Source organism: Chania multitudinisentens RB-25, from assembly GCF_000520015.2.
GTDB lineage: Bacteria > Pseudomonadota > Gammaproteobacteria > Enterobacterales > Enterobacteriaceae > Chania > Chania multitudinisentens.
In genome coordinates this window covers 4,247,281-4,272,051 of the sequence record NZ_CP007044.2, presented here as the reverse complement: position 1 = coordinate 4,272,051, position 24,771 = coordinate 4,247,281, and the positions used below count along the sequence as shown (strand labels likewise).

Sequence of the window (24,771 nt, the reverse complement as noted above, 5' to 3'; positions counted from 1 at the left end):
TGTCTGCCCTGAGCAGGCAATATACTGCCCGATTGCTGTTTAAAAGGCGAAAAGCAGTGCTGTTAGTCCTTTGACATTAAAGCGGCTCCGGCATGATCCCCGGGGCCGTTTCGTTTATCAGATTCTGGAGAGTGTTGTTCATATGGTGGATTCCCTGACGTTACAACCGGTTGCTTTGGTCGATGGCACCGTCAATTTACCCGGCTCCAAAAGCGTTTCGAACCGAGCTTTGCTGCTGGCTGCGCTGGCACAGGGAACAACCCGGCTTACCAACCTGTTGGACAGCGACGATGTGCGCCATATGCTGAATGCATTGCAGGCGTTAGGGGTGAACTATCAACTTTCTGACGATCGTACAATCTGCCGTGTTGAAGGGATGGCTGGCCCACTGGTGGCACAGCAGCCTGTTGAGTTATTCCTCGGTAATGCAGGTACGGCAATGCGCCCGCTGGCAGCCGCATTGTGCTTGGGCGATGGTGACGTGGTGTTGACCGGTGAACCACGTATGAAAGAGCGCCCGATTGGCCACCTGGTTGATGCTTTGCGCCAAGGGGGCGCGCAAATAGAGTATCTGGAACAGACTGACTACCCGCCTGTGCGCCTGCGTGGCGGTTTCTGCGGGGGTGATGTCAGCGTTGATGGTAGCGTTTCCAGCCAGTTCTTGACGGCATTACTGATGATGGCGCCTTTGGCGCAGCAGGATACGGCCATTCATATCAAAGGTGAGTTGGTTTCCAAACCCTATATTGATATCACACTGCACCTGATGAAAACCTTCGGTGTTGAAGTAAGGCACGATAATTATCGTGTTTTCCATATTCGTGGGCAGCAAACCTATCACTCACCTGGGGATTATCTGGTGGAAGGTGATGCTTCTTCCGCTTCTTACTTCCTGGCGGCGGCGGCAATTAAGGGAGGCAAGGTGCGCGTAACGGGTATCGGCAAAAAAAGCGTGCAGGGTGATACCAAATTTGCCGATGTATTGGAAAAAATGGGCGCACATATTACCTGGGGGGATGATTTTATCGAGTGCAGCCGCGGTAAATTGCAAGGCATTGATATGGATATGAACCATATCCCGGATGCAGCGATGACGATTGCCACGACCGCACTGTTTGCTTCCGGCCCGACCACCATTCGTAATATCTACAACTGGCGGGTGAAAGAAACGGATCGCTTGGCGGCGATGGCAACAGAATTGCGTAAAGTGGGCGCCGAAGTGGATGAAGGTGAGGATTACATTCACGTAGTGCCGCCGAACAAACTGCAATTCGCTGAAATCGGTACCTATAACGATCACCGCATGGCAATGTGTTTCTCGTTGGTTGCCTTATCTGACACGCCGGTGACCATTCTTGATCCGAAATGTACCGCGAAAACGTTCCCTGATTATTTTGAACAACTGGCGCGCATTAGTCAGCTGGCTTAAAGAACGAAAATCTTATGATTAAAAGGCTCTCGATTGAGCCTTTTAATCCTTTAATGGGTTTAAAATCAGTCTGCAACGGCCCAGTGAACAGCGGGGCTGCTCGGCAAACTATCCAGATCAAATGCGCAACATGCTGTATTCCCTCTATACTTTCTGCACGTCAATGGTTTTATTTTCAACAACCGCACAGTTCTGGGGTAACAGTCAGTCTCCTGGATGCGTATAATATGCCACCTGATAATAGGAATGAGCCTCTGCTGGCAGGCTCATCCCTGAAAAGTTTTCTACCCGAAGGAGAGAGAAATGACGGCTACAATCCCGGTGATCACCGTTGATGGGCCAAGTGGTGCAGGTAAAGGCACGCTGTGCAAGGCGTTGGCCGAATCTCTGGGTTGGCGTTTGCTGGATTCAGGTGCAATTTACCGCGTACTGGCTCTGGCGGCACTACATCATCAGGTGGATATCACCTCTGAAGAGGCGTTAGTTCCTTTGGCCGCACATCTCGACGTCCGCTTTGCTGCTGTGAACGGTAGGCTACAGGTGATTTTGGAAGGCGAAGATGTCAGCAATGAAATTCGCACCGAAACGGTCGGTAATACTGCTTCACAGGCAGCTGCGTTCCCTCGGGTGCGGGAAGCCTTACTGCGCCGCCAGCGGGCATTTCGCGAAGCGCCGGGTTTGATTGCTGATGGGAGGGATATGGGTACGGTGGTGTTCCCAGATGCGCCGGTTAAAATTTTCCTTGATGCCAGCGCTGAAGAAAGGGCGCATCGCCGCATGCTACAGTTGCAGGAAAAAGGCTTTAATGTTAACTTTGAACGTCTTTTAGCCGAGATAAAAGAGCGGGATAACCGTGATCGTAATCGGCCTATTGCACCGCTGGTGCCGGCTTCCGATGCTCTCATGCTAGATTCAACCAGTATGACGATCAACGAGGTCATCCAGCGAGCCTTGGCATATACACATAAAGTTTTAGCGTTGCCGCAGCAATAAGCTCGGTGGCGTTATTGTCTTTTTGTTATATTTGTCATCGTATTGCATAGCAGTATCGTATGAGATCGGGTAAAATTCTGCCCTTATAACCTGAACCCTGTCGGCATGGAGCCAATGGCGGGGTATGTGAAACAACCCCATTCGGCGGGATGCTAAATGGACGTTAAACTAAAGAACCCTGAAGATTAACAACATGACTGAATCTTTCGCTCAACTCTTTGAAGAATCCCTGAAAACAATCGAAACCCGTCCTGGCTCCATCGTTCGTGGCGTTGTCGTTGCTATTGATAAAGATGTCGTACTGGTTGACGCCGGTCTGAAATCTGAATCTGCCATTCCGGCTGAGCAATTCAAAAACGCACAGGGCGAACTGGAAATCCAGATTGGTGACGAAGTTGATGTTGCGCTGGACGCTGTTGAAGATGGCTTCGGTGAAACTCTGCTGTCCCGTGAGAAAGCTAAGCGCCATGAAGCTTGGATCACGCTGGAAAAAGCTTACGAAGACGCTGAAACTGTTGTCGGTATTATCAACGGTAAAGTGAAGGGTGGCTTCACTGTAGAGCTGAACGGCATCCGTGCGTTCCTGCCAGGCTCCCTGGTTGACGTGCGTCCGGTTCGCGATACTCTGCACCTGGAAGGCAAAGAGCTTGAGTTTAAAGTCATCAAGCTGGATCAGAAACGCAACAACGTTGTTGTTTCTCGTCGTGCAGTTATCGAATCTGAAAACAGCGCTGAGCGCGATCAACTGCTGGAAAACCTGCAAGAAGGCATGGAAGTTAAAGGTATCGTTAAGAACCTCACTGACTACGGTGCATTCGTTGATCTGGGCGGCGTTGATGGTTTGCTGCACATCACTGATATGGCTTGGAAACGCGTTAAGCATCCAAGCGAAATCGTCAATGTTGGCGACGAAATCACTGTTAAAGTGCTGAAGTTCGACCGCGAACGTACTCGTGTTTCTCTGGGCCTGAAACAGCTGGGCGAAGATCCATGGGTTGCTATCGCGAAGCGTTACCCAGAAGGCACCAAGCTGACTGGCCGTGTGACCAACCTGACTGATTACGGCTGCTTCGTCGAAATCGAAGAAGGCGTTGAAGGTCTGGTACACGTTTCTGAAATGGATTGGACCAATAAAAACATCCATCCGTCCAAAGTTGTTAACGTGGGCGATGTAGTGGAAGTGATGGTTCTGGACATCGATGAAGAACGTCGTCGTATCTCCCTGGGTCTGAAGCAGTGCAAAAACAACCCATGGCAGCAATTCGCAGAAACCCACAACAAGGGCGATCGCGTTGAAGGTAAAATCAAGTCTATCACTGACTTTGGTATCTTCATCGGCCTGGACGGTGGCATCGACGGTCTGGTTCACCTGTCTGACATCTCCTGGAACGTTGCTGGCGAAGAAGCCGTTCGTGAATACAAGAAAGGCGACGAAATCGCAGCAGTTGTTCTGCAAGTTGACGCAGAGCGCGAGCGCATCTCTCTGGGTGTGAAGCAACTGGCTGAAGATCCGTTCAATAACTACCTGTCTATGAACAAGAAAGGTACTATTGTTACTGGTAAAGTCACAGCAGTTGACGCCAAAGGTGCTACAGTTGAATTAGCAGGCGGTGTAGAAGGTTACCTGCGTGCATCAGAAGCCTCTCGCGACCGCATTGAAGATGCAACTCTGGTTCTGAATGTTGGTGACGACGTTGAAGCGAAATTCACCGGCGTTGACCGTAAGAACCGTGTTGTAAGCCTGTCCGTACGTGCGAAGGACGAAGCTGATGAGAAAGATGCAATCGCTACGGTTAACAACAGCAAACCGGAAGAAAGCAATTTCTCTAGCGCTATGGCTGAAGCTTTCAAAGCGGCTAAAGGCGAGTAATGACGGGGGGCGGTTTCTTGGCCGCCCCGATACGGTAGTTTAGCTGCAAAGCTTGGAGGAAATATGACCAAGTCTGAACTTATAGAAAGACTTGCAGGCCAGCAATCTCATATTCCGGCGAAAGCCGTTGAGGATGCCGTGAAAGAGATGCTTGAACACATGGCTGCTACGCTAGCTGAGGGTGAGCGCATCGAGATTCGCGGATTCGGCAGTTTTTCTCTTCACTACCGTGCCCCGCGCGTCGGTCGTAACCCTAAAACGGGTGATAAAGTTGAGTTGGACGGCAAGTACGTTCCTCACTTCAAACCCGGTAAAGAGTTGCGTGATCGTGCCAATATCTATGGCTAGTTTCTAACTATTCATAGCGTTGTTGCTTGTAAAGATTATGAAACGGTGCCTCAGGGTGCCGTTTTTTTTGCTTTTTCCCCCTTATTCAGCTCTCCTCTTTGGCCGCAAACTTGCGGTGTGACGCGCAAACATGTTGTAAATGCAATCCTTGCGAATAATAACTTGCGTACAGTTCCCAAGCTTTGGTTTCTGCTGCTGGCCGTTATCCCTCAGATAATTAATCTCTGACTCATAACATTTATGGGTAAAGGGCATGGCCATCAGGATTTCAATCGACAGCGCAGCAATAGCGCTGATATTAGGGATGCTACCACTGCTTTTTCTGCCGCAGTTACCATCGCCGTTACTGCTGGCTGGGTTGGCTATTCTGGCATTGCTGCTGTGGCGGCAGGTACAACAGAAGTGGTGTCAGCTGCTTTGTTGGTTATTGCTGGGTTTTGTTTTTGCCGCGTTAAGTGCCGATGCATTAATGCAACAAATGGCCTCATTAGCGAATCGTCAGGATGCAGACGTTATCGTCACGGTGAGCAGCGTAAGGTTGGAAGGTGCAGATATGCCGAAAGTGCGTTTACGTATCGAACAGATTAGTGGGCACAGAGTGTTCCCAGCGATCTTTTTTACTGCCAATTGGCAAGGCGAAACGCTGTGCGCAGGGCAGCGGTTGGCAATGAAAGTGCGGTTTCGGCCGGTACACAGCAGTTTGAATGAAGGTGGTTTTGATGGGCAACGCTGGGCTGTTGCTAACCGGCAGCCGCTCAGTGGCTATATCAGGTCAGCCAGGATCATTGACGGGCATTGTGGTTGGCGGCAACGCGTGATCGACCGAGCAGATAAGTACATTAGTGATTTGCCCCACCGTGATATTTTGCTGGCTCTGGCGTTTGGTGAACGTGCATTAATGAGCAGTGAAACGCGTGAGCTTTTTATTAAAACCGGGATCGCGCATCTGATGGCGATTTCTGGTTTGCATATTTCTATGTCTGCAGTTCTGATTTGGGGGCTGGTGCGTTTGGTGCAATATCCGCTGCCGGTGCGCTATATCGGCTATCGTTTACCTCTATTGATCGGTTGGTTTGCCATGCTTATCTATGTCTGGCTTGCCGGTGCACAACCTCCCGCATTGCGTACGGCGATTGCGTTATCTTTATGGTTAGTCTTGCGTTTGCGTGGCGTCATTTGCTCCTCATGGCAAATATTGTTGTGGTGTATTTGTTTGATTTTGTTGAGTGACCCTATCTCGGTGCTGTCAGACAGTTTTTGGCTCTCTGTGCTGGCGGTGGCGGCATTAATTTTTTGGTTTGAATGGGCACCTTTGCCTGCATATTTCAATTTATTCTGGTTCTGGGCTCCGGTACGTTGGCTGCATATTCAACTGGGGATGACGCTGTTATTACTCCCGTTGCAATTCGGTCTTTTCAACGGCGTCACCTGGACATCACTGCCCGCTAATTTGTGGGCGGTGCCCATTATTTCATTGCTGTCTGTCCCACTGATTTTATTGGCGTTGATGCTGAGTTTTATCCCGGTACTGAGTGCCATTTTATGGTGGTTGGCTGATATCACCGTAACTTGGGCACTTTGGCCTTTGCCATGGCTGGAGGTCGGATGGTTGCGGATAGGTGCTGCCCTGATGCAATTCAGCGCTATCGGTTGGTTGATGGTTGTTTGTTGGCGTTTTCATTGGTGGCGCAGTTTTCCTTCCGGGTGTCTGGCGGTATTGCTGTGTGGCCTGTTATGGCGGGATCGGCAGCAGGATTATCGGTGGCGGGTTGATATCATTGATGTTGGTCATGGCTTGGCTGTGCTGATCGAACGGAAAGGGAAAGCCGTGATATATGACAGCGGGGATCTATGGGGGAAAACCAGTGCTGCGGAACGTATGATTTTGCCTTATCTACATTGGCGACAGGTTATTGTAGAACAGATTATCATTAGCCATAGCCATCAAGATCATAGCGGTGGGTTGGCGGTGCTACAGGCTGCATTTCCGCAAGCCAGTGTGCGCTCGCCGTTGAGTGATCAAGATCATTTAGCCTGCACTAAAGGGCAGCGATGGCGGTGGAATGGCCTGCATTTTCAGGTTTTGTGGCCACCGCAGCAGAAAAAACAGGCAGGTAATAATGACTCTTGTATTGTTCGGGTCGATGATGGCAAGTACAGCGTTTTGCTAACGGGCGATATAGAGCAACGCGGGGAGCAAGAATTGCTTAAACAGCGTTCCGCCTTGTCCGCCACTCTTTTGCAAGTGCCACATCATGGCAGTAATACATCATCATCCCCGCCGTTTTTGCGGGCGGTGGCGCCCAAGTTGGCTGTGGCCTCTGCTGCTCGGTATAACGCTTGGCGATTACCGGCGGAAAAGATCGTCAAGCGATATCGGGAGAACAATATTACCTGGCGAGATACTGCACATTCAGGGCAACTGAGCATGTTATTTTTTGATAATGATTGGCAAATTAAAGGTTTCCGTGAACAACTGAATCCACGCTGGTGGTATTTTTCAATGAAAATAGAGCAGTAATTAAATCATATGATTTAATTCCTTGTTTCATGCCTTTCATTGCCCCAGCAAATAGCGTGAGGCTCTGTAAAAATTTGCACTAAATTGGGCCATTAACCGGGTGAGTTGTCCGGCTTATCCTTTTTCATACACAGGGAACCCGTTGCGGTAGCGCAGTGGCGAAACGTTCATCTTGTTGCGAAAGAAGCGGCTGAATGCGGCCTGAGATGAAAAACCGAGCAATTCACTGATGGCGCTGAGGGTAAGATTGCGCTGTTGCAGTAATCGGCAAGCCTCTTCCATTTTGGTCTGCTGTGCCAATTCGGTAAAATTTTGGCCTTCATGCAGCAATTTGCGTTGCAGTGTCCAGCGCGGTATCGCCATCTTTTGGCAAATCAGGGTGATTTCATTGGCTGGGTTGGGCTGGTGTGATATTGGGTTTTGGTAATGTTCCCTGAGGTAGTTTTTTATCTGCAGAGTGAGCGGGGACGTAGCGTTGCTAATAATAGCGTTGAGTTCGCTATTGGCGGCTTTCTGGATAGTTTCGAACAGCCTGTGATTATAAAATTCATAAGGTTTGTCGATATGTTGCTTGCTGAAGGTGAGGGTGTTGCGCGCTCCATCCATCTGACAACTGAAACCCAATAGCGATGACAATTGCTGGGACTGCCGTGCGCTGGCGCAGGCACCTTTCAGCGTGACCTGAATAGAAGCATAAGTTTTTCGATCATAGTGGCCGATGATTTCCGCCATGATAATAAAATTGCCTAATGGTGATGCCAATGAGGTGCTTAGGATCTCGGGGCCGGTATTGAGGTACTCCAGCATCAATTGGCTATCGTTTTCATAGACCTGAATATTGTCGGTTTGCCCAATGATACTGCGGTATTTTAGGTAATTTGCCACCCCCTGGCGCAGAGTGTTGCTGTTGGTCAACAGTGAGGACAAAGTGCCCCAGCAGCGGAAAATATCTGTTAGGACGAAATCCGGTTGATAGTCGTTAAATAGCAACTCACGCTTTTCTTCCACCATAACCATCAAGCGATAGTGCTGTGCCGCTGAAATACGGATATCTGACTGGGTTAGCTCATAAGGGGAGATCCCGGTGCGGTGATGGATCGATGCTGCGGGTACATCATGCTGTTGTAGAAAGGAAAACAGAGATCGGGAAACGATATTGGAAACCGTTTTGTTGTTATTCATAATGTTATTCCGCAATCCATGGCAAGAGAGAGTGAAATACCCAAAGGCATTTCACTCTTATCACCAAGCTACGTACTGAGCAAGCGCCTATTTGGTTACCTGAATTTGCGCAATTTCCTCTACATTGCTGGCAGAAGAACCCAGATACACGCTACGCTGGCCGGTAGCAACCTGCCATTGTGCCGTGTTGATATCCCAGTATGACAATGCACGTTTTGCAATTGGAATGGTTACCTGGGTGGATTCTCCGGCAGCCAGTTTCACTTTGCTGAACCCGGCCAATGCTTTTTTCACCATTGGCACCGCAGCGCTGGCAGGGGCACCCAGGTAAACCTGTGGAACATCCACGCCAGCTGTTGCTCCGGTATTGGTGACCGAGAAACTGACGCTGTATCCCTCGGCGGTGGCGGTCACGGTCGGCTCACTATAGGAGAATTGCGTGTAGGAAAGCCCATGGCCGAAAGCGAAACGTGGTGCGACATTGTGTTGGTCATACCAGCGATAGCCAACAAATATTCCCTCTTCGTAAATCACCGTATCGTCTACGCCGGGGAAGCTTTGTGGCTCATTGGCTGGGGTATAGTCCGCCAGCTTGAACGGTATCGAGATCGGCAAACGTCCACCTGGAGATGCCTGACCAAACAGGATATCCGCCGTGGCATCAGCCCCTTCCTGGCCGGGATACCACATATTCAACAGTGCAGCAGGTTTTTGCGCGCCATCCAACCAAGGCATTTCAATGGATGAGCCGACGTTTAACACTACTACCGTATTCGGATTGGCATCTACCACTGCCTGGATCAGGGCATCCTGACCTTCGGGAAGGTTGATCGATTCAATCAGGTCTTTGCCTTCATTGCCTTCGGTATAGGCAAACAGCACCACGTTTGACGTGGTTTGGGCGGCGTTAACGGCATCATCAAACCGTTGCTGTTTCAGTTCCGGGGTCATCCAGGCTAACCTGAAGCTGGTGGGTTTCAGTGGATCGGCCAGATCGGTGGCAAAGTCACTGCCAGCGCCTGGAATGGCGGTAATAGTAATCGGCTGAGGTACGCCAGCCTCAAGGTGGATTTTGTAGCCAGCCCATTGCAGCCCATCACGGGTGGAAATCAGCGAAATGTCGGCAAAGGAGACCGAACTGCTGCTGGCAATGCCGATCTGTGGATTGCCATTCTGATCGCCGGAGCCGATTTTCAGGCTGGCGCCGCCATTTTTTACCTGAATTTTCAGCTCATAATCACCGGTGGTGGGAGCCGTCAGGCTGCCAGACCAGGTGATGGTCTGTTTACCGTTGGGTTCTAGCGGATTGAGATTGGCTATCGTAAAGTCGAGTGCACTATCGATGGAGCCATCGTTACGCAACAGCCCTGGTTGCCCTAGATCGTGGCTCAGCGCAGATGCCGGGATGGCGATTCCATCCAAATCAACGCCGGGCTGATAGGTGACTAGCCCGTCAGCCAGCCGTTCTTCAATTGAGGCAAGCGGTGCCTTCATATTCAAAGGTTTAACGCGGGAACTGCCGCCGCCGCCATAATTAAGGCTGGCCGCCGTTTGGCCGATCACCGCTAGCGACGTAATGCTTGTTGCCTGCAAAGGCAGTGTGTTGTTCTCATTGACCAGCAGAACAGCCCCCTCGATCGCGGTTTCTTTAGCGATAATACTGTTCTGATCTTTTAACTCATCAATGGTTTTTTTGGCTGGTGGTGTTCCATCCAGCAAATGGAATTTATCCATCTGGGTCAGGATGCGATATACCGCTTTGTCAACGGTGGACTCGGGCATTTCCTTACGCTGTACAGCATCAAGCAACGGTGTGCCGAATATATTGCCTCCTGGCATTTCCATATCCAGACCTGCGCTCAGCGGAGCCGGCGTCAGCGCTTCCAGGCCTTGCAACCCGCCCATCACTGCGGCGTACCAATCCGTCATCACAAAGCCGTCGTATTTCCACTGAGTGCGCAGAATATCTGTCAGCAGCGTTTTGTTGGCGCAGGCGTAGTCACTGTTTTTGCCGTCGATAGCCAGGCGGTTATAGGAACACATAAAGGAAGCCACACCGGCGTTCACCCCTTGTTCAAATGCCGGTAGATAAATCTCGCGCATCGTGCGTTCATCAACAATGGTGTTGATGGTCATGCGATCAGTTTCCTGATTATTGGCCGCAAAGTGCTTGATGGTGGCCATAACCCCCTGATTTTGGATGCCAATAATTTCTGCGCTGGCCATTTCTCCGGCCAGCAGTGGGTCTTCACCGAAGGTTTCAAAGTTACGCCCTGCTCCCGGTATCCTGACGATATTCACCATCGGTGCCAGTAGCACATCCTGATCCAGCGCCCGGGCTTCTGCACCAATGGCTGCTCCGTATTGTTCAGCCAGCACAGGGTTAAAGCTGGCGGCAAGAGAAACTGGGGCAGGCATCGCGGTAGTTAAGCCTTTGGTATAGCGCGCTCCCGCAGGGCCATCGGTGAGCCGTAATGGTGGAATATTGAGCCGGGGCACACCTGGAATAAAACCGACGTTGGCTTTATTTTCCGGGTCGCCAAAGTCCGACATATCAAAGCCTTTGACTAATCCATGCAGAAAAGAGGTTTTCTCTTCCAACGTCATTTGTGTCAGCAGGTGCTCAATTTTATCACCGCCGCCTTGCGAGTCAGTGGTGCTGTTATCGCATCCCGCAAGAGTTAATGCAGAAAAGCAAAGTAGCCCAGAGAGAAGTTTCAGCGTTTTTTTATCCTGACGCCACTGTGGGCGATTCATGCAGTTAATTGATTTTTTCATATTTCTTTCCATGAACTCAGGTGAGAAGGTTTTTTAAATCCAAGGTACCCAAGGGCTAATTTATATTTTTCGGGCATCAAAATATTACCCGCTAAGAACGTTTTTTTAACTTGATAATACAGTTTTGCTTAAATTTGATTGCGGTCACATTATAAAGAAAATAGGAATTACCGTGTGATTAAGTAATATAAACCATTTAATATCAGTAAATTAAATTTTATTTTGTATGTAAGGAAGGAGTTGCTGCTGATTAGGTTTGCTAACGTTTATGCTCGCCTTTCTATACGGGAGCAAAATAATACTGTTGGGCCTTTAACTGTTTTTTTGGCATGTAGGGTTGATTATTTCCTGCGATGATTTTGTGCAAGGCTAAATCGGTCATAGATTGAAGTCGGTATGGATTTTGATGAATCGACTATAATTTTAACCAATTCAGACTTGTTACTCATTGATAAGCGGCCTGTTCCATATGATTAAATTCTTTCTCTGCCGTTTGATGGCATTGCCGCTTCTGGTTGCTACTGCGTCCGCGCTGGCGGCACCGCTCCCCGCCGTGACCGTTGCCGTTATCGAACAAAGCCAGCCTGAGCGTGTGCTGCATTATTTGGGGCGAATTGAGGCTATCCAGACGGTGGACGTAATGACCCGTACCGAAGGGTTTATCGCCAAACGGTTGTTTACCGAAGGGCAGATGGTGAAGGCGGGAGATCCATTGTATGAGATCGACCCTTCGCTGCATCAATCCGCGGTGGCTCAGGCTCAGGCACAGCTGGATAGCGCCACCGCGACCGCCCGCCTGGCGCAGGTGAACCTGAACCGCTTGCAGCAATTAGGTAATAATCGCGCAGTGAGTAAAGCGGACGTCGACACTGCCCTGGCGCAGCGTGATACTTCCCAAGCCGCGGTCGCGCAGGCGCGGGCGATGCTTGATGCGCAACAGTTACAACTCAGCTATACCCGCATCGAAGCACCGATCGCTGGGCGTATCGGCCACAGCCGTTTTCATGTCGGTAGCCTGATTAATGCCGGCAGTGGCTCATTGGTGAATATCGTTCAGCTTGATCCGATACGTGTGGTTATCGCCGTAAATGAGCGTGACTACATCACCGCCATCTATCAGCGCAAGAGCGGGGAGGGTAAGTTTGCTGAAGGTAATACCGCGATACGTCTTGAATTGGCTAATGGCAAATCTTATCCAGAGCTTGGCAGTTTTGAATCGGTGGATAATCAGATCGATGCGCTCACTGGCACCGTGACGTTACGTACCCGTTTTGCCAACCCTCATCATTTGCTGCTGCCGGGTGGGGTAGTGAATGTGATACTGACCACCACGCAGCAACAACCGATCACACTGGTGCCGATTGCGGCACTCCAGCAAAACAAACAGGGCCATTTTGTGCTGGTGGTAACGCCAGAAGATCGGGTGGAAGTGCGCCTGGTTGTGCTGGGCGAGCAGCATCAGCAACAGTATCAGGTGGCTTCCGGGCTGCACGCCGGGGAGCGGGTGATTATTGCCGGTGTGCAGCATGTCCGGCCAGGTATGCAGGTGAACGCCGTGCCCGCCAGCGCTAATGCACAGCAATAAGGGGGCGTAAATGCTGCATTTCTTTATTCGTCGCCCGAAATTCGCCATCGTTATTGCATTGGTCATTACTCTGGTGGGGATGGTTTCCCTGCGAGTGATCCCGGTTGAGCAATACCCGGATATTACGCCGCCGATGGTTTCCGTTAGCGCACTCTATCCCGGCGCCAGCGCGCGTGATGTGGCGCAGGCGGTGGCTTCGCCGATCGAAGCGCAGGTCAATGGCGTCAGCGATATGCTGTACATGGAGTCCAACAGTTCTAATAACGGGGGTTATCAGCTCAGCATTACCTTTGCCAGCGGCACCGATCCTGATATGGCGGCGGTTGAAGTGCAAAATCGTATTTCACAGGTGAGCGCGCAACTACCGGCGGAAGTGAACAACAACGGGGTTTCCGTGCGCAAGCGGGCCTCGAACCTGTTGCTGGGCGTCAGCGTATTCTCCCCGAAAGGCAGCCGCGACATACTGTTTCTCAGTAATTATACCAGTATCCAACTGCGCGATGCGCTGGCACGTATCAGCGGCGTAGGGGATGTGCAAGTGTTTGGGGCGCGTGATTACAGTATGCGTGTCTGGCTTGATCCTCAGCGTATGGAGGCGCGCAACATCAGCGTGCAGGAAATTGTGCAGGCGCTGCAAGAACAAAACGTACAGGCTGCCGCTGGCCAGATTGGGGCAGCCCCGTCACCTGCTCAACAGCAGCAGACTTTGACCATCAGCGGGCAGGGGCGTTTGGTCGATCCGCAGGAATTCGCCAGAGTGATTATCCGCAGCGGTGCCCACGGCGGTACGGTACGGATAGGTGATGTAGCAAGGGTGGATCTCGGGGCGCAAAGCTATCAGGTAAATGCCTTGATGAACCAACAGGAATCGGCGTTCCTGGTGGTTTATCCAACGCCGGGCGCCAACGCGCTTAACGTCGCCCATGCGGTGCGGCAGGAAATGGCGCGCTTGTCGCACGCTTTCCCTAGCGATATGAGCTATGAAATTAAATATGACTCCACCCGCCCGGTGACGGCAACGCTGCATGAGATCGCCATTTCGCTGGCATTGACGCTGATCGTAGTATTACTGGTGGTTTACCTGTTCCTGCAAAGCCTGCGCGCCACTTTTATTGTCGCATTGACGATCCCGGTTTCGCTGCTCGGCACTTTTGCCGTGCTGTATGCTTTCGGCTATTCCGCTAATACTTTGAGCCTGTTCGCCATTATTCTGGCACTGACCATTGTGGTGGATGATGCCATTGTGGTGGTGGAAAACGTTGAGCGTTTGCTGGCTGAAGATCCGTCCCTCAGCCCGGCGGCGGCTACCCGCAAAGCGCTCGGTCAGATTGCCGGGCCGATCGTGGCCACCACGCTGGTATTGATGGCGGTGTTTGTGCCGATCGCTGTTTTGCCGGGGATCATCGGTGAGCTGTACCGCCAATTTGCGGTTACGCTGTCGGCGGCGGTGATCCTCTCCAGCATCAATGCGCTAACGCTATCTCCGGCGCTGTGCGCAACGCTGTTACGGCGGCGGGAACTGGCACAAAGCGGCCTGTTTGGCCGCTTTAACCGGGGAATGGATCGCCTGCGTGACGGTTATGTTCGGTTGGCGACGCTGGCCAGCCGGCGGGCGCTAACCAGCGTTGCAGTATTACTGGTGGTTGGGTTGGGCACCTGGTATGGCTACAGCCGCTTACCGACTTCTTTCTTGCCGGAGGAAGATCAGGGGTACTTCTTCGTTAACGTGCAGTTGCCGGATGGCGCTTCCCTTGAGCGCACACAGGCGGTGATGAATCAGATGCATCAGCAGGTGGCGCAGAATCCGGCGGTGGAAGATGTCATCAAGATCACCGGCTTCAGCCTGCTGAGCGGCGGCAACGCGCCAAACGCCGGTTTTGCCATTGTCATGCTGAAACCTTGGGGACAACGGGAACCGGTTAATCGGGTGTTGACGGAGTTGCAGGGCCGGTTGGCGGCGATCTCATCGGCGATGATCATGGTGGTTAATCCTCCGGCGATCGCCGGATTGGGTAATGCCGCTGGTTTTGACCTGCGTATTCTGGCGCAGGGCGGGCAAACACCGCAGCAGATGGCACAGGTCAGCCAGGGAATTATTTTTGCTGCTAACCAGCGGCCAGAACTGACGCGGGTATTTACCACCTACAGCGCAGTGGTGCCAGAAATCAGCCTGGAGGTGGATCGTGAGCGCGCCGCACTGTTGCAGGTGCCAGTCAGCCGTATCTTCCATACGTTGCAAATCTCGTTTGGTGGCCTGAACGTAGGGGATTTTGCCCTGAATAACCGCATGTTCAGGGTACAGCTGCAACAAGAAATGGATTTCCGCCAGCGCAGTGAACAGATCGCGCGTATCAACGTGCGCAGTGATTCTGGGGCGCTGGTGAGTTTGGGCAATCTGGTGCGAATCAGTCCCTCCGTTGGTGCGCCTTTTATCAATCAGTTCAACCAATTCCCCTCGGTGGCGATCAATGGTTCAGCCGCAGCAGGCGTCAGCTCTGGGCAAGCAATGAAGGTAATGGAGTCCTTACTGGCAGAACACCTGCCGCAAGGCTATGGCTACAGTTGGAGTGGCCTGTCCTGGCAGGAGCAGCAGAACGGCAATCAAGCCCTGTTGATCTATTTGGCAGCACTGGTATTCGCCTATCTGTTTCTGGTGGCGCAGTATGAAAGTTGGAGCATTCCGCTGGTGGTGATGTTGTCGGTGATTTTTGCCGTGGCGGGGGCGGTTGCCGGTTTGCGGTTATTGGGGTTTGCCAACGATGTTTACGCGCAGATTGGCTTGGTATTGCTGATAGGTTTGGCGGCCAAAAATGCCATTTTGATCGTCGAGTTTGCCAAGGCGCGGCGTGAAGAAGGTGCGAGTATCGCTGAAGCGGCGCAGGACGGTGCACGGCAGCGTTTTCGTGCAGTGATGATGACCGCCATCTCCTTCATTCTTGGGGTGATGCCGCTGGTGTTTGCCTCTGGCGCTGGGGCAATGAGCCGCCGCATCATCGGTATCACGGTGTTCGGCGGGATGCTGTTGGCAACGCTGGTGGGTATCTTCTTTATCCCTGCGCTGTACCTGCATATTCAACGGTTGCGTGAATGGGTGAAATCACGTTTTGCCCGATGAGGTTTTCCGTTACTTTTGGGCTGATGCCAAATCAGCCAGTTGAAATAGTGTCGGTCAACATTTGTTTTTTAAACGACCTTAAATACCCAACAAATCAAAGAGGTAAACTCGGTGAACAATTAATGCCTCACTGAGACCATCAGTAGTTTGGCGTAGAGAGGGATAATGAGTAGAATGGGCCGCTATTTCTTCCAAATGCTGGTATTTGCATGATGAATGATAAAGATCTCACCACTTGGCAGACATTTCGTCGCCTCCGGCCGATGATCTCTCCTTTTAAGGCCGGGCTTATTGTGGCCGCTATTGCGTTAGTTTTAAACGCTGCGGGGGATACGTTAATGCTATCCCTGCTCAAGCCACTTTTAGATGATGGGTTCGGTAAAGCAGACAACCGTGTTTTGGTTTGGATGCCTCTGGTCATTATTGGTTTGATGTTGATGCGTGGCGTGACCAGCTTTATCTCCAGCTATTGTATTTCCTGGGTGTCTGGCATGGTGGTAATGCATATGCGTCGCCGTTTGTTCGGCCATATGATGAGAATGCCGGTGGCCTTTTTTGACCAACAATCAACCGGGACCTTGTTGTCGCGTATCACCTATGATTCGGAGCAGGTGGCTTCGTCCTCCTCCAGCGCGCTAGTGACGGTGGTGCGAGAAGGGGCGTTGATCGTTGGCTTGTTTATCATGATGTTTTATTACAGTTGGCAGCTTTCGGTCATTCTGATCGTGTTGGCACCAATCGTGTCTTTTGCTATCCGCCTGGTGTCCAAACGCTTCCGTAACATCAGCAAGAATATGCAAAACACCATGGGGCAGGTGACCACCAGTGCCGAACAGATGCTGAAAGGGCACAAAGAAGTACTGATCTTCGGTGGTCAGCAGGTGGAAACTGAGCATTTCAACTCGGTCAGTAATCGCATGCGCCAGCAAGGGATGAAGCTGGTTTCTGCTTCTTCCATTTCTGACCCGATCATTCAATTGATCGCTTCGTTGGCTTTGGCATTTGTCCTGTTTGCTGCCAGTTTCCCTAGCGTGATGGAGACACTGACGGCAGGGAAAATTACCGTGGTGTTCTCCTCCATGATTGCCTTAATGCGCCCGTTGAAATCATTGACTAACGTTAATGCTCAGTTTCAGCGTGGTATGGCAGCGTGTCAGACCTTATTCTCAATTCTGGATATGGAACAGGAGAAAGATACGGGAACTCGTCAGGTGGAGCGTGCCAAAGGCGATATCGAATTCCGCAATGTCACTTTCTCTTATTCAGGGCGGGAAATGCCAGCGCTGAGAGATATCAACCTGAGTATTGCAGCAGGTAAAACGATAGCCTTGGTTGGGCGCTCTGGTTCCGGCAAGTCAACCATTGCCAATCTGCTGACGCGCTTCTATGACGTTCAGCAAGGTGAAATCCTGATGGATGGCCATGATTTGCGTGAATATACCTTGGCTTCATTACGTGATCAGGTCGCGTTGGTATCGCAGAACGTCCATCTGTTTAATGACACGATTGCGAATAACATTGCCTATGCCCGTGAACAGCGCTATAGCCGTGAAGAGATAGAGAAAGCGGCACGTATGGCGCATGCCATGGACTTTATCGACAAGATGGAACAGGGTCTTGATACGGTTATTGGTGAAAATGGGTTGATGCTTTCAGGAGGGCAGCGTCAGCGTATTGCTATTGCCCGAGCATTGCTGCGCGATTGCCCGATTCTGATCCTTGATGAAGCGACATCGGCATTGGACACTGAATCTGAACGTGTTATCCAGGCGGCGCTGGATGAACTACAGAAAAACCGTACCTCACTGGTGATTGCCCATCGCCTGTCTACGATTGAGAAAGCTGATGAAATTCTGGTGGTTGAGGATGGCCGCATTATCGAACGTGGGCAACATGCTGTATTGATTGAACAGCAGGGTGTTTACGCACAACTCCACCGCATGCAGTTTGGTCAGTAATGATAGAGCGTATCTGGTCCGGCAGCTCTCTGGTTTATCTGTTGCTGCTGCCGTTTTCCTGGCTGTACGGTTTGATCAGTGCTTTCATTCGGTTCAGCTATCGTGTTGGTTTGCGTAAAAGTTGGCGCGCGCCTGTACCGATTGTGATCGTGGGGAATTTAACGGCAGGCGGCAACGGCAAAACCCCGATGGTGATCTGGCTGGTCGAACATCTCCAGCAACGAGGTTATCGCGTGGGTGTGGTTTCCAGAGGCTACGGCGGCAAGTCTGCCGTATATCCTTTGGTACTGAATGCCCAAACCACGGCGCAGCAGGCCGGTGATGAACCGGTGCTGATCTATCAGCGTACCGGCGCGCCAGTGGCGATAGCCCCCAAACGTGTTGAAGCGGTTAAAGCCTTGCTGCAACAGAGCGATCTGGATGTGGTGATTACCGACGATGGTCTCCAACATTATGCGTTGCAGCGTGACTTTGAACTGGTGGTGATTGATGGTGTACGCCGATTTGGTAATGGTTGGTGGTTACCCGCCGGCCCGATGCGAGAGCGTGTTACACGTCTGAAAACGGTGGATGCCTGCGTCGCTAATGGTGGCGTTGCGCAACCGGGCGAAATTGCCATGAAACTCCAGGCGCGTGATGCGGTAAATGTGGCCAATGGTGAACGCTGCCCGGCAGTTGCACTGCCTCAGGTGGTAGCAATGGCCGGCATTGGTCATCCGCCACGCTTCTTCGCGACGCTGGAGAGGCTGGGCGTTGCGGTTGAAAGCGAAATCCCGTTCGCCGATCATCAAGATTACATGCATGCACAGTTAGCGGCGCTGACGAAAGCGGGCCAGTCACTGCTGATGACAGAAAAAGACGCGGTGAAATGCCGTGCCTTCGCCCAGCCTGATTGGTGGTATTTACCGGTTGATGCGGTACTTCCTGCCGATCAGGCTGAACGTTTGTTGCAAGATATCGAGAAACTGCTCAAATAAATCAGGCTTCTAGTGCATGTAACCCCAACGCTTGCACGCAAGCCTGCAACGAACGCTGCTGTGTCTGTTGATATAACCCCATCTCATCAATGATCCCTGCCCCTAATGCCTGTTCAAATGCCGCACGGCTTGAGGCGGTGCCATATTGCGCCTGGCGGCTGTCCCCGAGATTGGACTGAAAAATCCCTGCGGCGCTGACGGGCAGAAAATCCTCATACACTAAGGGTTGGAAACGGACGTAATCAAGCGCGATAAGCTGTTCTAAGGAACCGTGTTTATCCAGCGTTTCTTTAGCCGCCAGGCCGCATTCTGTCGGAAAATAACGGAACCAGGCCAGTTGCTGTTCGCGCAATGTGGCGTAATCATCTGGAAACGCCTGAAAATGTTCAGCGAGTAATTGATTATACTGCGCGGCGTTTTTTTCAGTTGCCGGGGCTTGCAAGGCATCTTGGGCAGCCTGCAAAAGACGATCATAAAGAGCGCGCCCTTTGACGGTTAAAGCAATACCGCGTTGCTCAATTTCACCGAAACGGGCGGTATGCTGCCCGGCCATTTCATGACCATCAGGTTCGATAAAGGCAACATCTTCTTCCAACGCTTTGAAGCTGGTTTGGCGCAGCAGAATCGGACAATGGCGCGGAGGAGGGCCTTCAATCACCGCTTTAGGCGTAATCCCCTGTTTTGGCATAGCCAATTGCACTTGGTCGATATCCAATGTTCTTGGAGTTAAATGGTTAATATGCGGGCCTTTGAAAGCGACGACGTCAGCGATCAGCCGGTGCTGGTCGTGCAACTGTTGATATTCGGTGCTACTCACCGTGGCTTTTTTGTGCCAGCGGAAGGTTTCGAGTGCTTGTGTAATGAATTCCTGTGCCTGCTGTTCATCCAGGCCACCCTGAGCCTCATGCAGCGTAATCAACTCCAGTGCGCGCTCAGTAAAGATACGCCGTTGAGCTAACAGATGCTGCGCCATCTCACGCAAGGGGCCATTTTCAATCAGTTCGAGCCGTAGCAGGGAAGTAAACACCCGGAATGGGCTGGTCTGTAGCGCGGTTTCATGAATGGCGCGAAACGCCGTGGAATGAACAGGTACACCGGCGACGGCCAGATCATAGTAACCAACGGGAGACATCCCCATCACGCTAAACAGGCGCCGTAACGTATGCAGTTCTTCTGCTGTACCAACTCGGATAGCGCCGTGGCGCTCCATGGTTAGCCGGTTAATCTCCCCGGTAATTTGCAACTGGTGGGCCAGCGCCGCGTTTTCACTCAGAACCTGACGATTAGTTTTTGCTACCAGTTCAACTAATGCACCATATAACGGTACTTCTTTTTGATACATAGCTGACATTGCCTGAGAAAATCTGGCACGAATCTCATTCGGTGAAATGAACTGCTGAGCAGCCATGCGCATAGCTCCTTTGATTAATTAAAGCCTGATGAGCGTGATTCCGTGCCAGCCGGAAAATCACTCATCTTGTTTTTATCTGAAGTTTAGTCACTCCGATTGGGAACTGTCATAAATTGACTAACGATATTAGTGTTTTATGCGTTAGCTCTCATTTAGTTCTATTGAAGATGAATATCGGAAAGAGAAGATGAGCAAAAGCCTTTTGGTAAGATGAGCGGCGGCGATTAACCTATCGATTATCATAGAGATAGGAATAATATATCCCACGTTGGAAGAAGTATTGTGATAAAACCCTTGTGTTGGTGAGATTTTTATGAGTAAATACGCCCCGGCCTGTGATGCAGACCTATTTATGTTCAAGTGTAGAGTTAAGCAGTTCCTCCCAAAACGTTATCATCTGATTCCGCTTCAAAGACGAACCTTCTAAGTACTTCCCATAAGTAATGATTCTGAAAACGGCCAAATTGCCTGATGGCAGGTTGTGTAAAAATATTTAAAAGGTAAATGTAATGTCTAAGAAAATGGGTCAGGTTAAGTGGTTTAACGAAAGCAAAGGTTTTGGTTTCATTGAACAGCAAGACGGTGGTAAAGATGTATTTGTACACTTTTCCGCAATCATGACCGAAGGTTTCAAGACTCTGGCAGAAGGCCAGCGTGTTGAGTACACCATTCAGGACAGCCCGCGCGGGCCGGCTGCCGCCAACGTTGTGACTCTGTAAGTTAACAGAGAATCGCGTATAGAGAACTTAATACAACCATAATGACGCATTTGTGCTGATTTATTGCGGAAGATATTAAGTTTAACCAGCCCGCCAAAGTGCGGGTTTTTATTTTTTGCTCACAAGAGGTTTGTTACGAGAAACTTTAGATTGAGCTGGTAGCGTCCATACAATTATAAAAATAACGTTGTTAAGGGCGCTCAAGTGAAAGGAATTAAATTATGTTTAAAAATACTGTATTAAAAATGGGTCGTGTGAAATGGTTTAATCAGAGCGAAGGCTATGGTTTTATTTCTCCGATTGATGGTAGTGACGAAATTTATGTTAGCCGCCGTGCTATCGCCAATACCAAAAACAAATCGTTAAATGAAGGTCAGGACGTTGAGTTCTCGATCTATCGCAGCTCTCACGGGCTGTCAGCGGCGGACGTGATCGCGTTCTAAGCTACCTCTTTCTCGCCAGTGCCGGTGCCGCCACCCCACGCACTGGCGAAGAAAATTTTTCTGATATCCTTTATTATCAGGCGATTGTTTAATCACCTTGGATATCAACATGTCAATCCCGGTTATTTCTCTTTCCTCCGCCCGTGCGCTTCATCTTGCCGCTCAAGGATTACTGTCCCCCGTTAAACGCAAAGCGCAACCCGATGATGTCGTTGCTGCGATCAAACGTATGGGATTGTTGCAAATCGATACTATCAGCGTGGTGGCGCGTAGCCCTTACCTGGTTCTGTTCAACCGTTTGGGGGATTATCCGCCAGAGTGGCTGGAACAGGCGCTAGCGGCGCGTAAACTGTTTGAATACTGGGCGCATGAGGCCTGTTTTCTACCTATTGATGATTTTGGATTGTTACGTCACCGCATGTTGCAACCGCAAAGGCTGGGGTGGAAATATTCCCAAGCCTGGGTGCAGCAACATCAGGCCGCCATTGATGAGCTGTTGCAGCACATTGAAGCTCATGGCCCCGTGCGTTCGGCAGATTTTACTGCGGAAAAGAAAGGGGCTAATGGCTGGTGGGATTGGAAGCCAGAAAAACGCCATCTGGAAATCCTGTTCACCACCGGTAAGCTGATGGTGGCTGAACGCCGTAATTTCCATCGTGTTTATGATCTTACCCAACGGCTACTGCCTGAATGGGATGACAGTATTCATGCCTTGCCACAGGATAAGGCGCAACAGGACATGCTATGCCGCAGTTGCCGTCATTTGGGGATTTTCAAGGCAGAATGGCTGGCGGATTACTACCGCCTGAAGCGTGTAGCTCCCAAAAAGCTGTTAGAAACGCTGCTGGAGCAGGGGGAGATTCTGCCGGTGAGAATCGATGGGCTGGAAGGGGCGTTTTATGTCCACCAGTCATTAGCAACGGAGCTGGCCTTAGCTGAACAAGATAAATTGAAATCCAGCGTAACCTGTTTGCTTTCTCCCTTTGACCCTGTGGTATGGGATCGCCGCCGTGCGCTGGAACTGTTCAATTTTGACTACCGGCTGGAATGTTATACGCCGAAGGAAAAACGTCAGTATGGTTATTTCACATTGCCGGTATTGCAACGGGGTGAACTGATTGGCCGAGTCGATGCGAAAATGCACCGCAAACAGGGTGTGTTTGAGATGCTCAGTTTTCATCTGGAAGCGAAGGTCGGGTTGAATAAGCAGCGCTGTCAGGATATCCGGCAAGCCATCACCCGCTTGGCGAAATGGCATGGCGCACAGCAGGTAACGCTGGGGAATATACCGGCTCCGTTGGCGGTAGAGTGGGCGGCTGGGTGGCGTGTGGAATAACGCATTTTAATATTGCTGGTTAGAGTGTTCGCCCGAATTAATCAGGCGATGATTAACCAGCTTTATCGCATTATGCTATCCTCAGGTACTTATCTCTTCCTTGGAGGAAGCATGGATCACCGTTTACTTGAAATCGTTGCCTGCCCGGTCTGCAACGGTAAGCTCTATTTCAATAAAGAAAATCAGGAACTGGTCTGTAAAGTGGACGGCTTGGCCTACCCACTGCGCGATGGCATTCCGGTTTTACTGGAAAACGAAGCGCGTTCATTATCACTGGATGAGAAACACGCATGAGTTTTATCGCTATTATTCCTGCTCGTTACGCATCCACCCGATTGCCGGGTAAACCTCTCGCCGATATCCACGGTAAACCGATGGTGATACACGTCATGGAGCGGGCCCGTGAGTCCGGGGCTTCCCGCGTGATTGTTGCTACCGATCACCCCGACGTTGCAAAAGTGGTGCAGGCTGCCGGGGGTGAGGTTTGCATGACCAGCCCGGATCACCATTCTGGTACTGAGCGTTTGGCGGAAGTCATCGAGAAATGCGGTTTTACCGATGATGAAATCATCGTTAACGTGCAGGGGGATGAACCGTTGATTCCGCCGGTTATCATCCGCCAGGTGGCCGAAAACCTGGCCTCCTGCCAGGCCGGGATGGCAACGTTGGCCGTGCCCATTGAAAGCGCGGAAGAAGCGTTTAACCCGAATGCGGTTAAAGTGGTGATGGACGCGCAGGGTTATGCGCTCTATTTCTCGCGTGCCACTATCCCTTGGGATCGCGAGCGTTTTGCCAAATCGCAAGCCAGCATTGGTGATAGCCTGCTGCGCCATATCGGGATTTATGCCTATCGTGCTGGATTTGTGCGCCGTTACGTTAGCTGGCAACCAAGCCAGCTTGAGCAGATCGAACTGCTGGAGCAGTTGCGCGTGCTGTGGTACGGCGAGAAAATTCACGTTGCAGTGGCGAGGGCCGTGCCGAGCGTGGGCGTTGATACACCAGAAGATTTGCAGCGTGTGCGGGACAGCATTAAAAACTGATTATTTTGTCGGCCAGATCACTCTGGCCGTTTCATTGCTGGTTTGTTTATCACTATTTTATTGATCTGCGTTGGAGAATTTCGCTGTGCACCGTTCAATGATGGAAGGTGCCTTTTCCTTAATCTGGAGGGTTTTGCCCAATGGAGCAGTTGCGTGCCGAATTGAGTATTGTGCTGGGTGAATCCATCAGCCGCTTGGAACGTATTAGTGAGCAACCTTATGCTCATCTGTATTCATTGTATGACCAGCAGAATCATGTGATTCCGCTGATGGCGAAAAGCTTTGTTTGTGAGGGGATCGCGCAGCAGGAGGCTTATAAGCTTTCCATGCTGGCACGTGAAGGGGATATTCGTCTACCGACGGTTTATGGGCGGGTATATACCTACCGGTCTTTCTATAAAGAAATCTTACTGATCGAACGCCTGCGTGGTGTTTCGGTGGAGGCTCCAACGCGTACACCCGACCGCTGGAATATGCTGATGGACCAGATTATTGATGGTGTGTTGGCTTGGCATCGTATTGATAGCCACGGCTGCGTTGGGACGGTGGATAGTACGCAGGAAAACAACTGGTTCTGCTGGTATCAGCAGCGTGTTGAAGTACTTTGGTCAACTCTGAGTAACCTTAATTCACCGTTGTTGAGTATGGCGGATCGCCGTCTGCTTTATCGGACTCGAGAAGCGCTTCCCAGTTTCTTTAGCGGTTTTGACGATCCTTGTGTGCTGGTGCATGGCAATCTTTCGTTGCGCAGCATGCTGAAAGATGCCAAAACCGATCAACTGCTGGCGATGCTTAACCCAGGCATGATGCTGTGGGCTCCGCGGGAGTATGAGCTGTTCCGGTTGTGCGAAGCGGGTATGCCGGATCAGCTGTTGTTCCGCTATTTGCAACGTGCACCAGTAGCAGAATCATTCCTGGTGCGCCGTTGGTTGTATGTGGTGTGGGAAGCGGTAGCCAGAATGACTCATACCGGCAAGCTGGATCGAATGCTGTTCGATCATGCTTCGAAACAGTTATTGCCCTGGCTTGCCACCTAAAGCAGTAAGAAGCGCACTGAGTGGAGATA

18 protein-coding genes are annotated in these 24,771 nt (G+C 51.0%); 15 read left to right on the top strand and 3 right to left on the bottom strand.

Annotation, left to right across the window (positions count from 1 at the left end; all coding sequences use genetic code 11):
- Positions 1-142 precede the first annotated feature (142 nt).
- The 5 genes from aroA (at position 143) to Z042_RS18880 (ending at position 7,161) form a co-directional block, all read left to right on the top strand.
- A complete protein-coding gene (gene aroA, locus Z042_RS18905; RefSeq protein ID WP_024911912.1) occupies positions 143-1,429 on the top strand; it encodes a 3-phosphoshikimate 1-carboxyvinyltransferase in 1,287 nt (428 codons plus the stop codon).
- A gap of 303 nt (positions 1,430-1,732) precedes the next feature.
- Positions 1,733-2,422: a (d)CMP kinase gene (gene cmk / locus Z042_RS18900; protein WP_024911913.1), complete on the top strand. Its 690-nt coding sequence runs from the start codon at positions 1,733-1,735 to the stop codon at positions 2,420-2,422.
- A 193-nt stretch (positions 2,423-2,615) separates the two neighbouring features.
- On the top strand, positions 2,616-4,292 hold the full coding sequence (rpsA, locus tag Z042_RS18895; RefSeq protein WP_024911914.1) for a 30S ribosomal protein S1: 1,677 nt from the start codon (positions 2,616-2,618) through the stop codon (positions 4,290-4,292).
- Between the two features lie 63 nt (positions 4,293-4,355).
- Positions 4,356-4,640, top strand: coding sequence for an integration host factor subunit beta (gene ihfB, locus Z042_RS18890; protein ID WP_004928264.1), 285 nt, complete (start codon positions 4,356-4,358; stop codon positions 4,638-4,640).
- A 253-nt stretch (positions 4,641-4,893) separates the two neighbouring features.
- The gene (locus Z042_RS18880) at positions 4,894-7,161 is read left to right on the top strand and encodes a ComEC family protein (protein ID WP_045784802.1); all 2,268 of its coding nucleotides are present in this window, start codon (positions 4,894-4,896) and stop codon (positions 7,159-7,161) included.
- 114 nt (positions 7,162-7,275) lie between these two features.
- Here Z042_RS18880 and Z042_RS18875 read toward each other — a convergent pair whose 3' ends face one another.
- Both Z042_RS18875 and Z042_RS18870 read right to left on the bottom strand, forming a co-directional pair.
- Entirely contained in the window at positions 7,276-8,343 is a 1,068-nt protein-coding gene (locus Z042_RS18875) for a helix-turn-helix domain-containing protein (RefSeq protein ID WP_024911916.1), read from the bottom strand.
- Positions 8,344-8,430: 87 nt separating this feature from the next.
- Positions 8,431-11,121, bottom strand: coding sequence for a beta-glucosidase (locus tag Z042_RS18870; RefSeq protein ID WP_024911917.1), 2,691 nt, complete (start codon positions 11,119-11,121; stop codon positions 8,431-8,433).
- A 469-nt stretch (positions 11,122-11,590) separates the two neighbouring features.
- Here Z042_RS18870 and Z042_RS18865 point away from each other — a divergent pair, with 469 nt between their 5' ends.
- The 4 genes from Z042_RS18865 to lpxK all read left to right on the top strand — a co-directional run bounded on the left by Z042_RS18865 (position 11,591) and on the right by lpxK (position 18,756).
- Positions 11,591-12,706: an efflux RND transporter periplasmic adaptor subunit gene (locus Z042_RS18865; RefSeq protein WP_024911918.1), complete on the top strand. Its 1,116-nt coding sequence runs from the start codon at positions 11,591-11,593 to the stop codon at positions 12,704-12,706.
- A 10-nt stretch (positions 12,707-12,716) separates the two neighbouring features.
- A complete protein-coding gene (locus tag Z042_RS18860; protein WP_024911919.1) occupies positions 12,717-15,821 on the top strand; it encodes an efflux RND transporter permease subunit in 3,105 nt (1,034 codons plus the stop codon).
- 209 nt (positions 15,822-16,030) lie between these two features.
- Positions 16,031-17,779 carry a lipid A ABC transporter ATP-binding protein/permease MsbA gene (gene msbA / locus Z042_RS18855; RefSeq protein WP_024911920.1) on the top strand — a complete coding sequence of 583 codons (1,749 nt, stop codon included), beginning with the start codon at positions 16,031-16,033 and terminating at the stop codon, positions 17,777-17,779.
- Positions 17,779-18,756, top strand: coding sequence for a tetraacyldisaccharide 4'-kinase (gene lpxK / locus Z042_RS18850; RefSeq protein ID WP_024911921.1), 978 nt, complete (start codon positions 17,779-17,781; stop codon positions 18,754-18,756). Before msbA ends, lpxK begins: the two co-directional genes overlap by 1 nt.
- A 1-nt stretch (position 18,757) precedes the next feature.
- Here the strand turns inward: lpxK and hglS are convergent, their stop codons facing one another.
- On the bottom strand, positions 18,758-20,164 hold the full coding sequence (hglS, locus tag Z042_RS18845; protein WP_024911922.1) for a 2-oxoadipate dioxygenase/decarboxylase HglS: 1,407 nt from the start codon (positions 20,162-20,164) through the stop codon (positions 18,758-18,760).
- A 512-nt stretch (positions 20,165-20,676) separates the two neighbouring features.
- Between hglS and cspE the strand changes: the two genes are divergently transcribed.
- The 6 genes from cspE to Z042_RS18815 all read left to right on the top strand — a co-directional run bounded on the left by cspE (position 20,677) and on the right by Z042_RS18815 (position 24,742).
- Complete coding sequence (gene cspE, locus Z042_RS18840) at positions 20,677-20,886, top strand: transcription antiterminator/RNA stability regulator CspE (RefSeq protein WP_024911923.1); 210 nt, start codon at positions 20,677-20,679, stop codon at positions 20,884-20,886.
- A gap of 221 nt (positions 20,887-21,107) precedes the next feature.
- Positions 21,108-21,329 carry a cold-shock protein gene (locus tag Z042_RS18835; protein WP_024911924.1) on the top strand — a complete coding sequence of 74 codons (222 nt, stop codon included), beginning with the start codon at positions 21,108-21,110 and terminating at the stop codon, positions 21,327-21,329.
- A gap of 109 nt (positions 21,330-21,438) precedes the next feature.
- Entirely contained in the window at positions 21,439-22,665 is a 1,227-nt protein-coding gene (locus tag Z042_RS18830; protein WP_024911925.1) for a winged helix-turn-helix domain-containing protein, read from the top strand.
- 111 nt (positions 22,666-22,776) lie between these two features.
- Positions 22,777-22,959 carry a Trm112 family protein gene (locus Z042_RS18825; RefSeq protein WP_004942667.1) on the top strand — a complete coding sequence of 61 codons (183 nt, stop codon included), beginning with the start codon at positions 22,777-22,779 and terminating at the stop codon, positions 22,957-22,959.
- Positions 22,956-23,705 (top strand): 3-deoxy-manno-octulosonate cytidylyltransferase, encoded by a 750-nt coding sequence (gene kdsB / locus Z042_RS18820; protein WP_024911926.1) that lies wholly within the window; start codon positions 22,956-22,958, stop codon positions 23,703-23,705. The genes Z042_RS18825 and kdsB overlap by 4 nt, the downstream gene beginning before the upstream one ends.
- Before the next feature lie 140 nt (positions 23,706-23,845).
- Positions 23,846-24,742: a YcbJ family phosphotransferase gene (locus tag Z042_RS18815; RefSeq protein ID WP_024911927.1), complete on the top strand. Its 897-nt coding sequence runs from the start codon at positions 23,846-23,848 to the stop codon at positions 24,740-24,742.
- The last annotated feature ends 29 nt before the right edge of the window (positions 24,743-24,771 follow it).

Coding starts and splice junctions, on each gene's coding strand:
- Z042_RS18835 (WP_024911924.1), top strand. CDS start 21,108: ATGTTTAAAAATACTGTATTAAAAATGGGTCGTGTGAAATGGTTTAAT.
- Z042_RS18870 (WP_024911917.1), bottom strand. CDS start 11,121: ATGAAAAAATCAATTAACTGCATGAATCGCCCACAGTGGCGTCAGGAT.
- msbA (WP_024911920.1), top strand. CDS start 16,031: ATGATGAATGATAAAGATCTCACCACTTGGCAGACATTTCGTCGCCTC.
- Z042_RS18880 (WP_045784802.1), top strand. CDS start 4,894: ATGGCCATCAGGATTTCAATCGACAGCGCAGCAATAGCGCTGATATTA.
- Z042_RS18825 (WP_004942667.1), top strand. CDS start 22,777: ATGGATCACCGTTTACTTGAAATCGTTGCCTGCCCGGTCTGCAACGGT.
- Z042_RS18830 (WP_024911925.1), top strand. CDS start 21,439: ATGTCAATCCCGGTTATTTCTCTTTCCTCCGCCCGTGCGCTTCATCTT.
- Z042_RS18815 (WP_024911927.1), top strand. CDS start 23,846: ATGGAGCAGTTGCGTGCCGAATTGAGTATTGTGCTGGGTGAATCCATC.
- hglS (WP_024911922.1), bottom strand. CDS start 20,164: ATGGCTGCTCAGCAGTTCATTTCACCGAATGAGATTCGTGCCAGATTT.
- kdsB (WP_024911926.1), top strand. CDS start 22,956: ATGAGTTTTATCGCTATTATTCCTGCTCGTTACGCATCCACCCGATTG.
- ihfB (WP_004928264.1), top strand. CDS start 4,356: ATGACCAAGTCTGAACTTATAGAAAGACTTGCAGGCCAGCAATCTCAT.
- Z042_RS18860 (WP_024911919.1), top strand. CDS start 12,717: ATGCTGCATTTCTTTATTCGTCGCCCGAAATTCGCCATCGTTATTGCA.
- aroA (WP_024911912.1), top strand. CDS start 143: ATGGTGGATTCCCTGACGTTACAACCGGTTGCTTTGGTCGATGGCACC.
- Z042_RS18865 (WP_024911918.1), top strand. CDS start 11,591: ATGATTAAATTCTTTCTCTGCCGTTTGATGGCATTGCCGCTTCTGGTT.
- rpsA (WP_024911914.1), top strand. CDS start 2,616: ATGACTGAATCTTTCGCTCAACTCTTTGAAGAATCCCTGAAAACAATC.
- cspE (WP_024911923.1), top strand. CDS start 20,677: ATGTCTAAGAAAATGGGTCAGGTTAAGTGGTTTAACGAAAGCAAAGGT.
- Z042_RS18875 (WP_024911916.1), bottom strand. CDS start 8,343: ATGAATAACAACAAAACGGTTTCCAATATCGTTTCCCGATCTCTGTTT.
- lpxK (WP_024911921.1), top strand. CDS start 17,779: ATGATAGAGCGTATCTGGTCCGGCAGCTCTCTGGTTTATCTGTTGCTG.
- cmk (WP_024911913.1), top strand. CDS start 1,733: ATGACGGCTACAATCCCGGTGATCACCGTTGATGGGCCAAGTGGTGCA.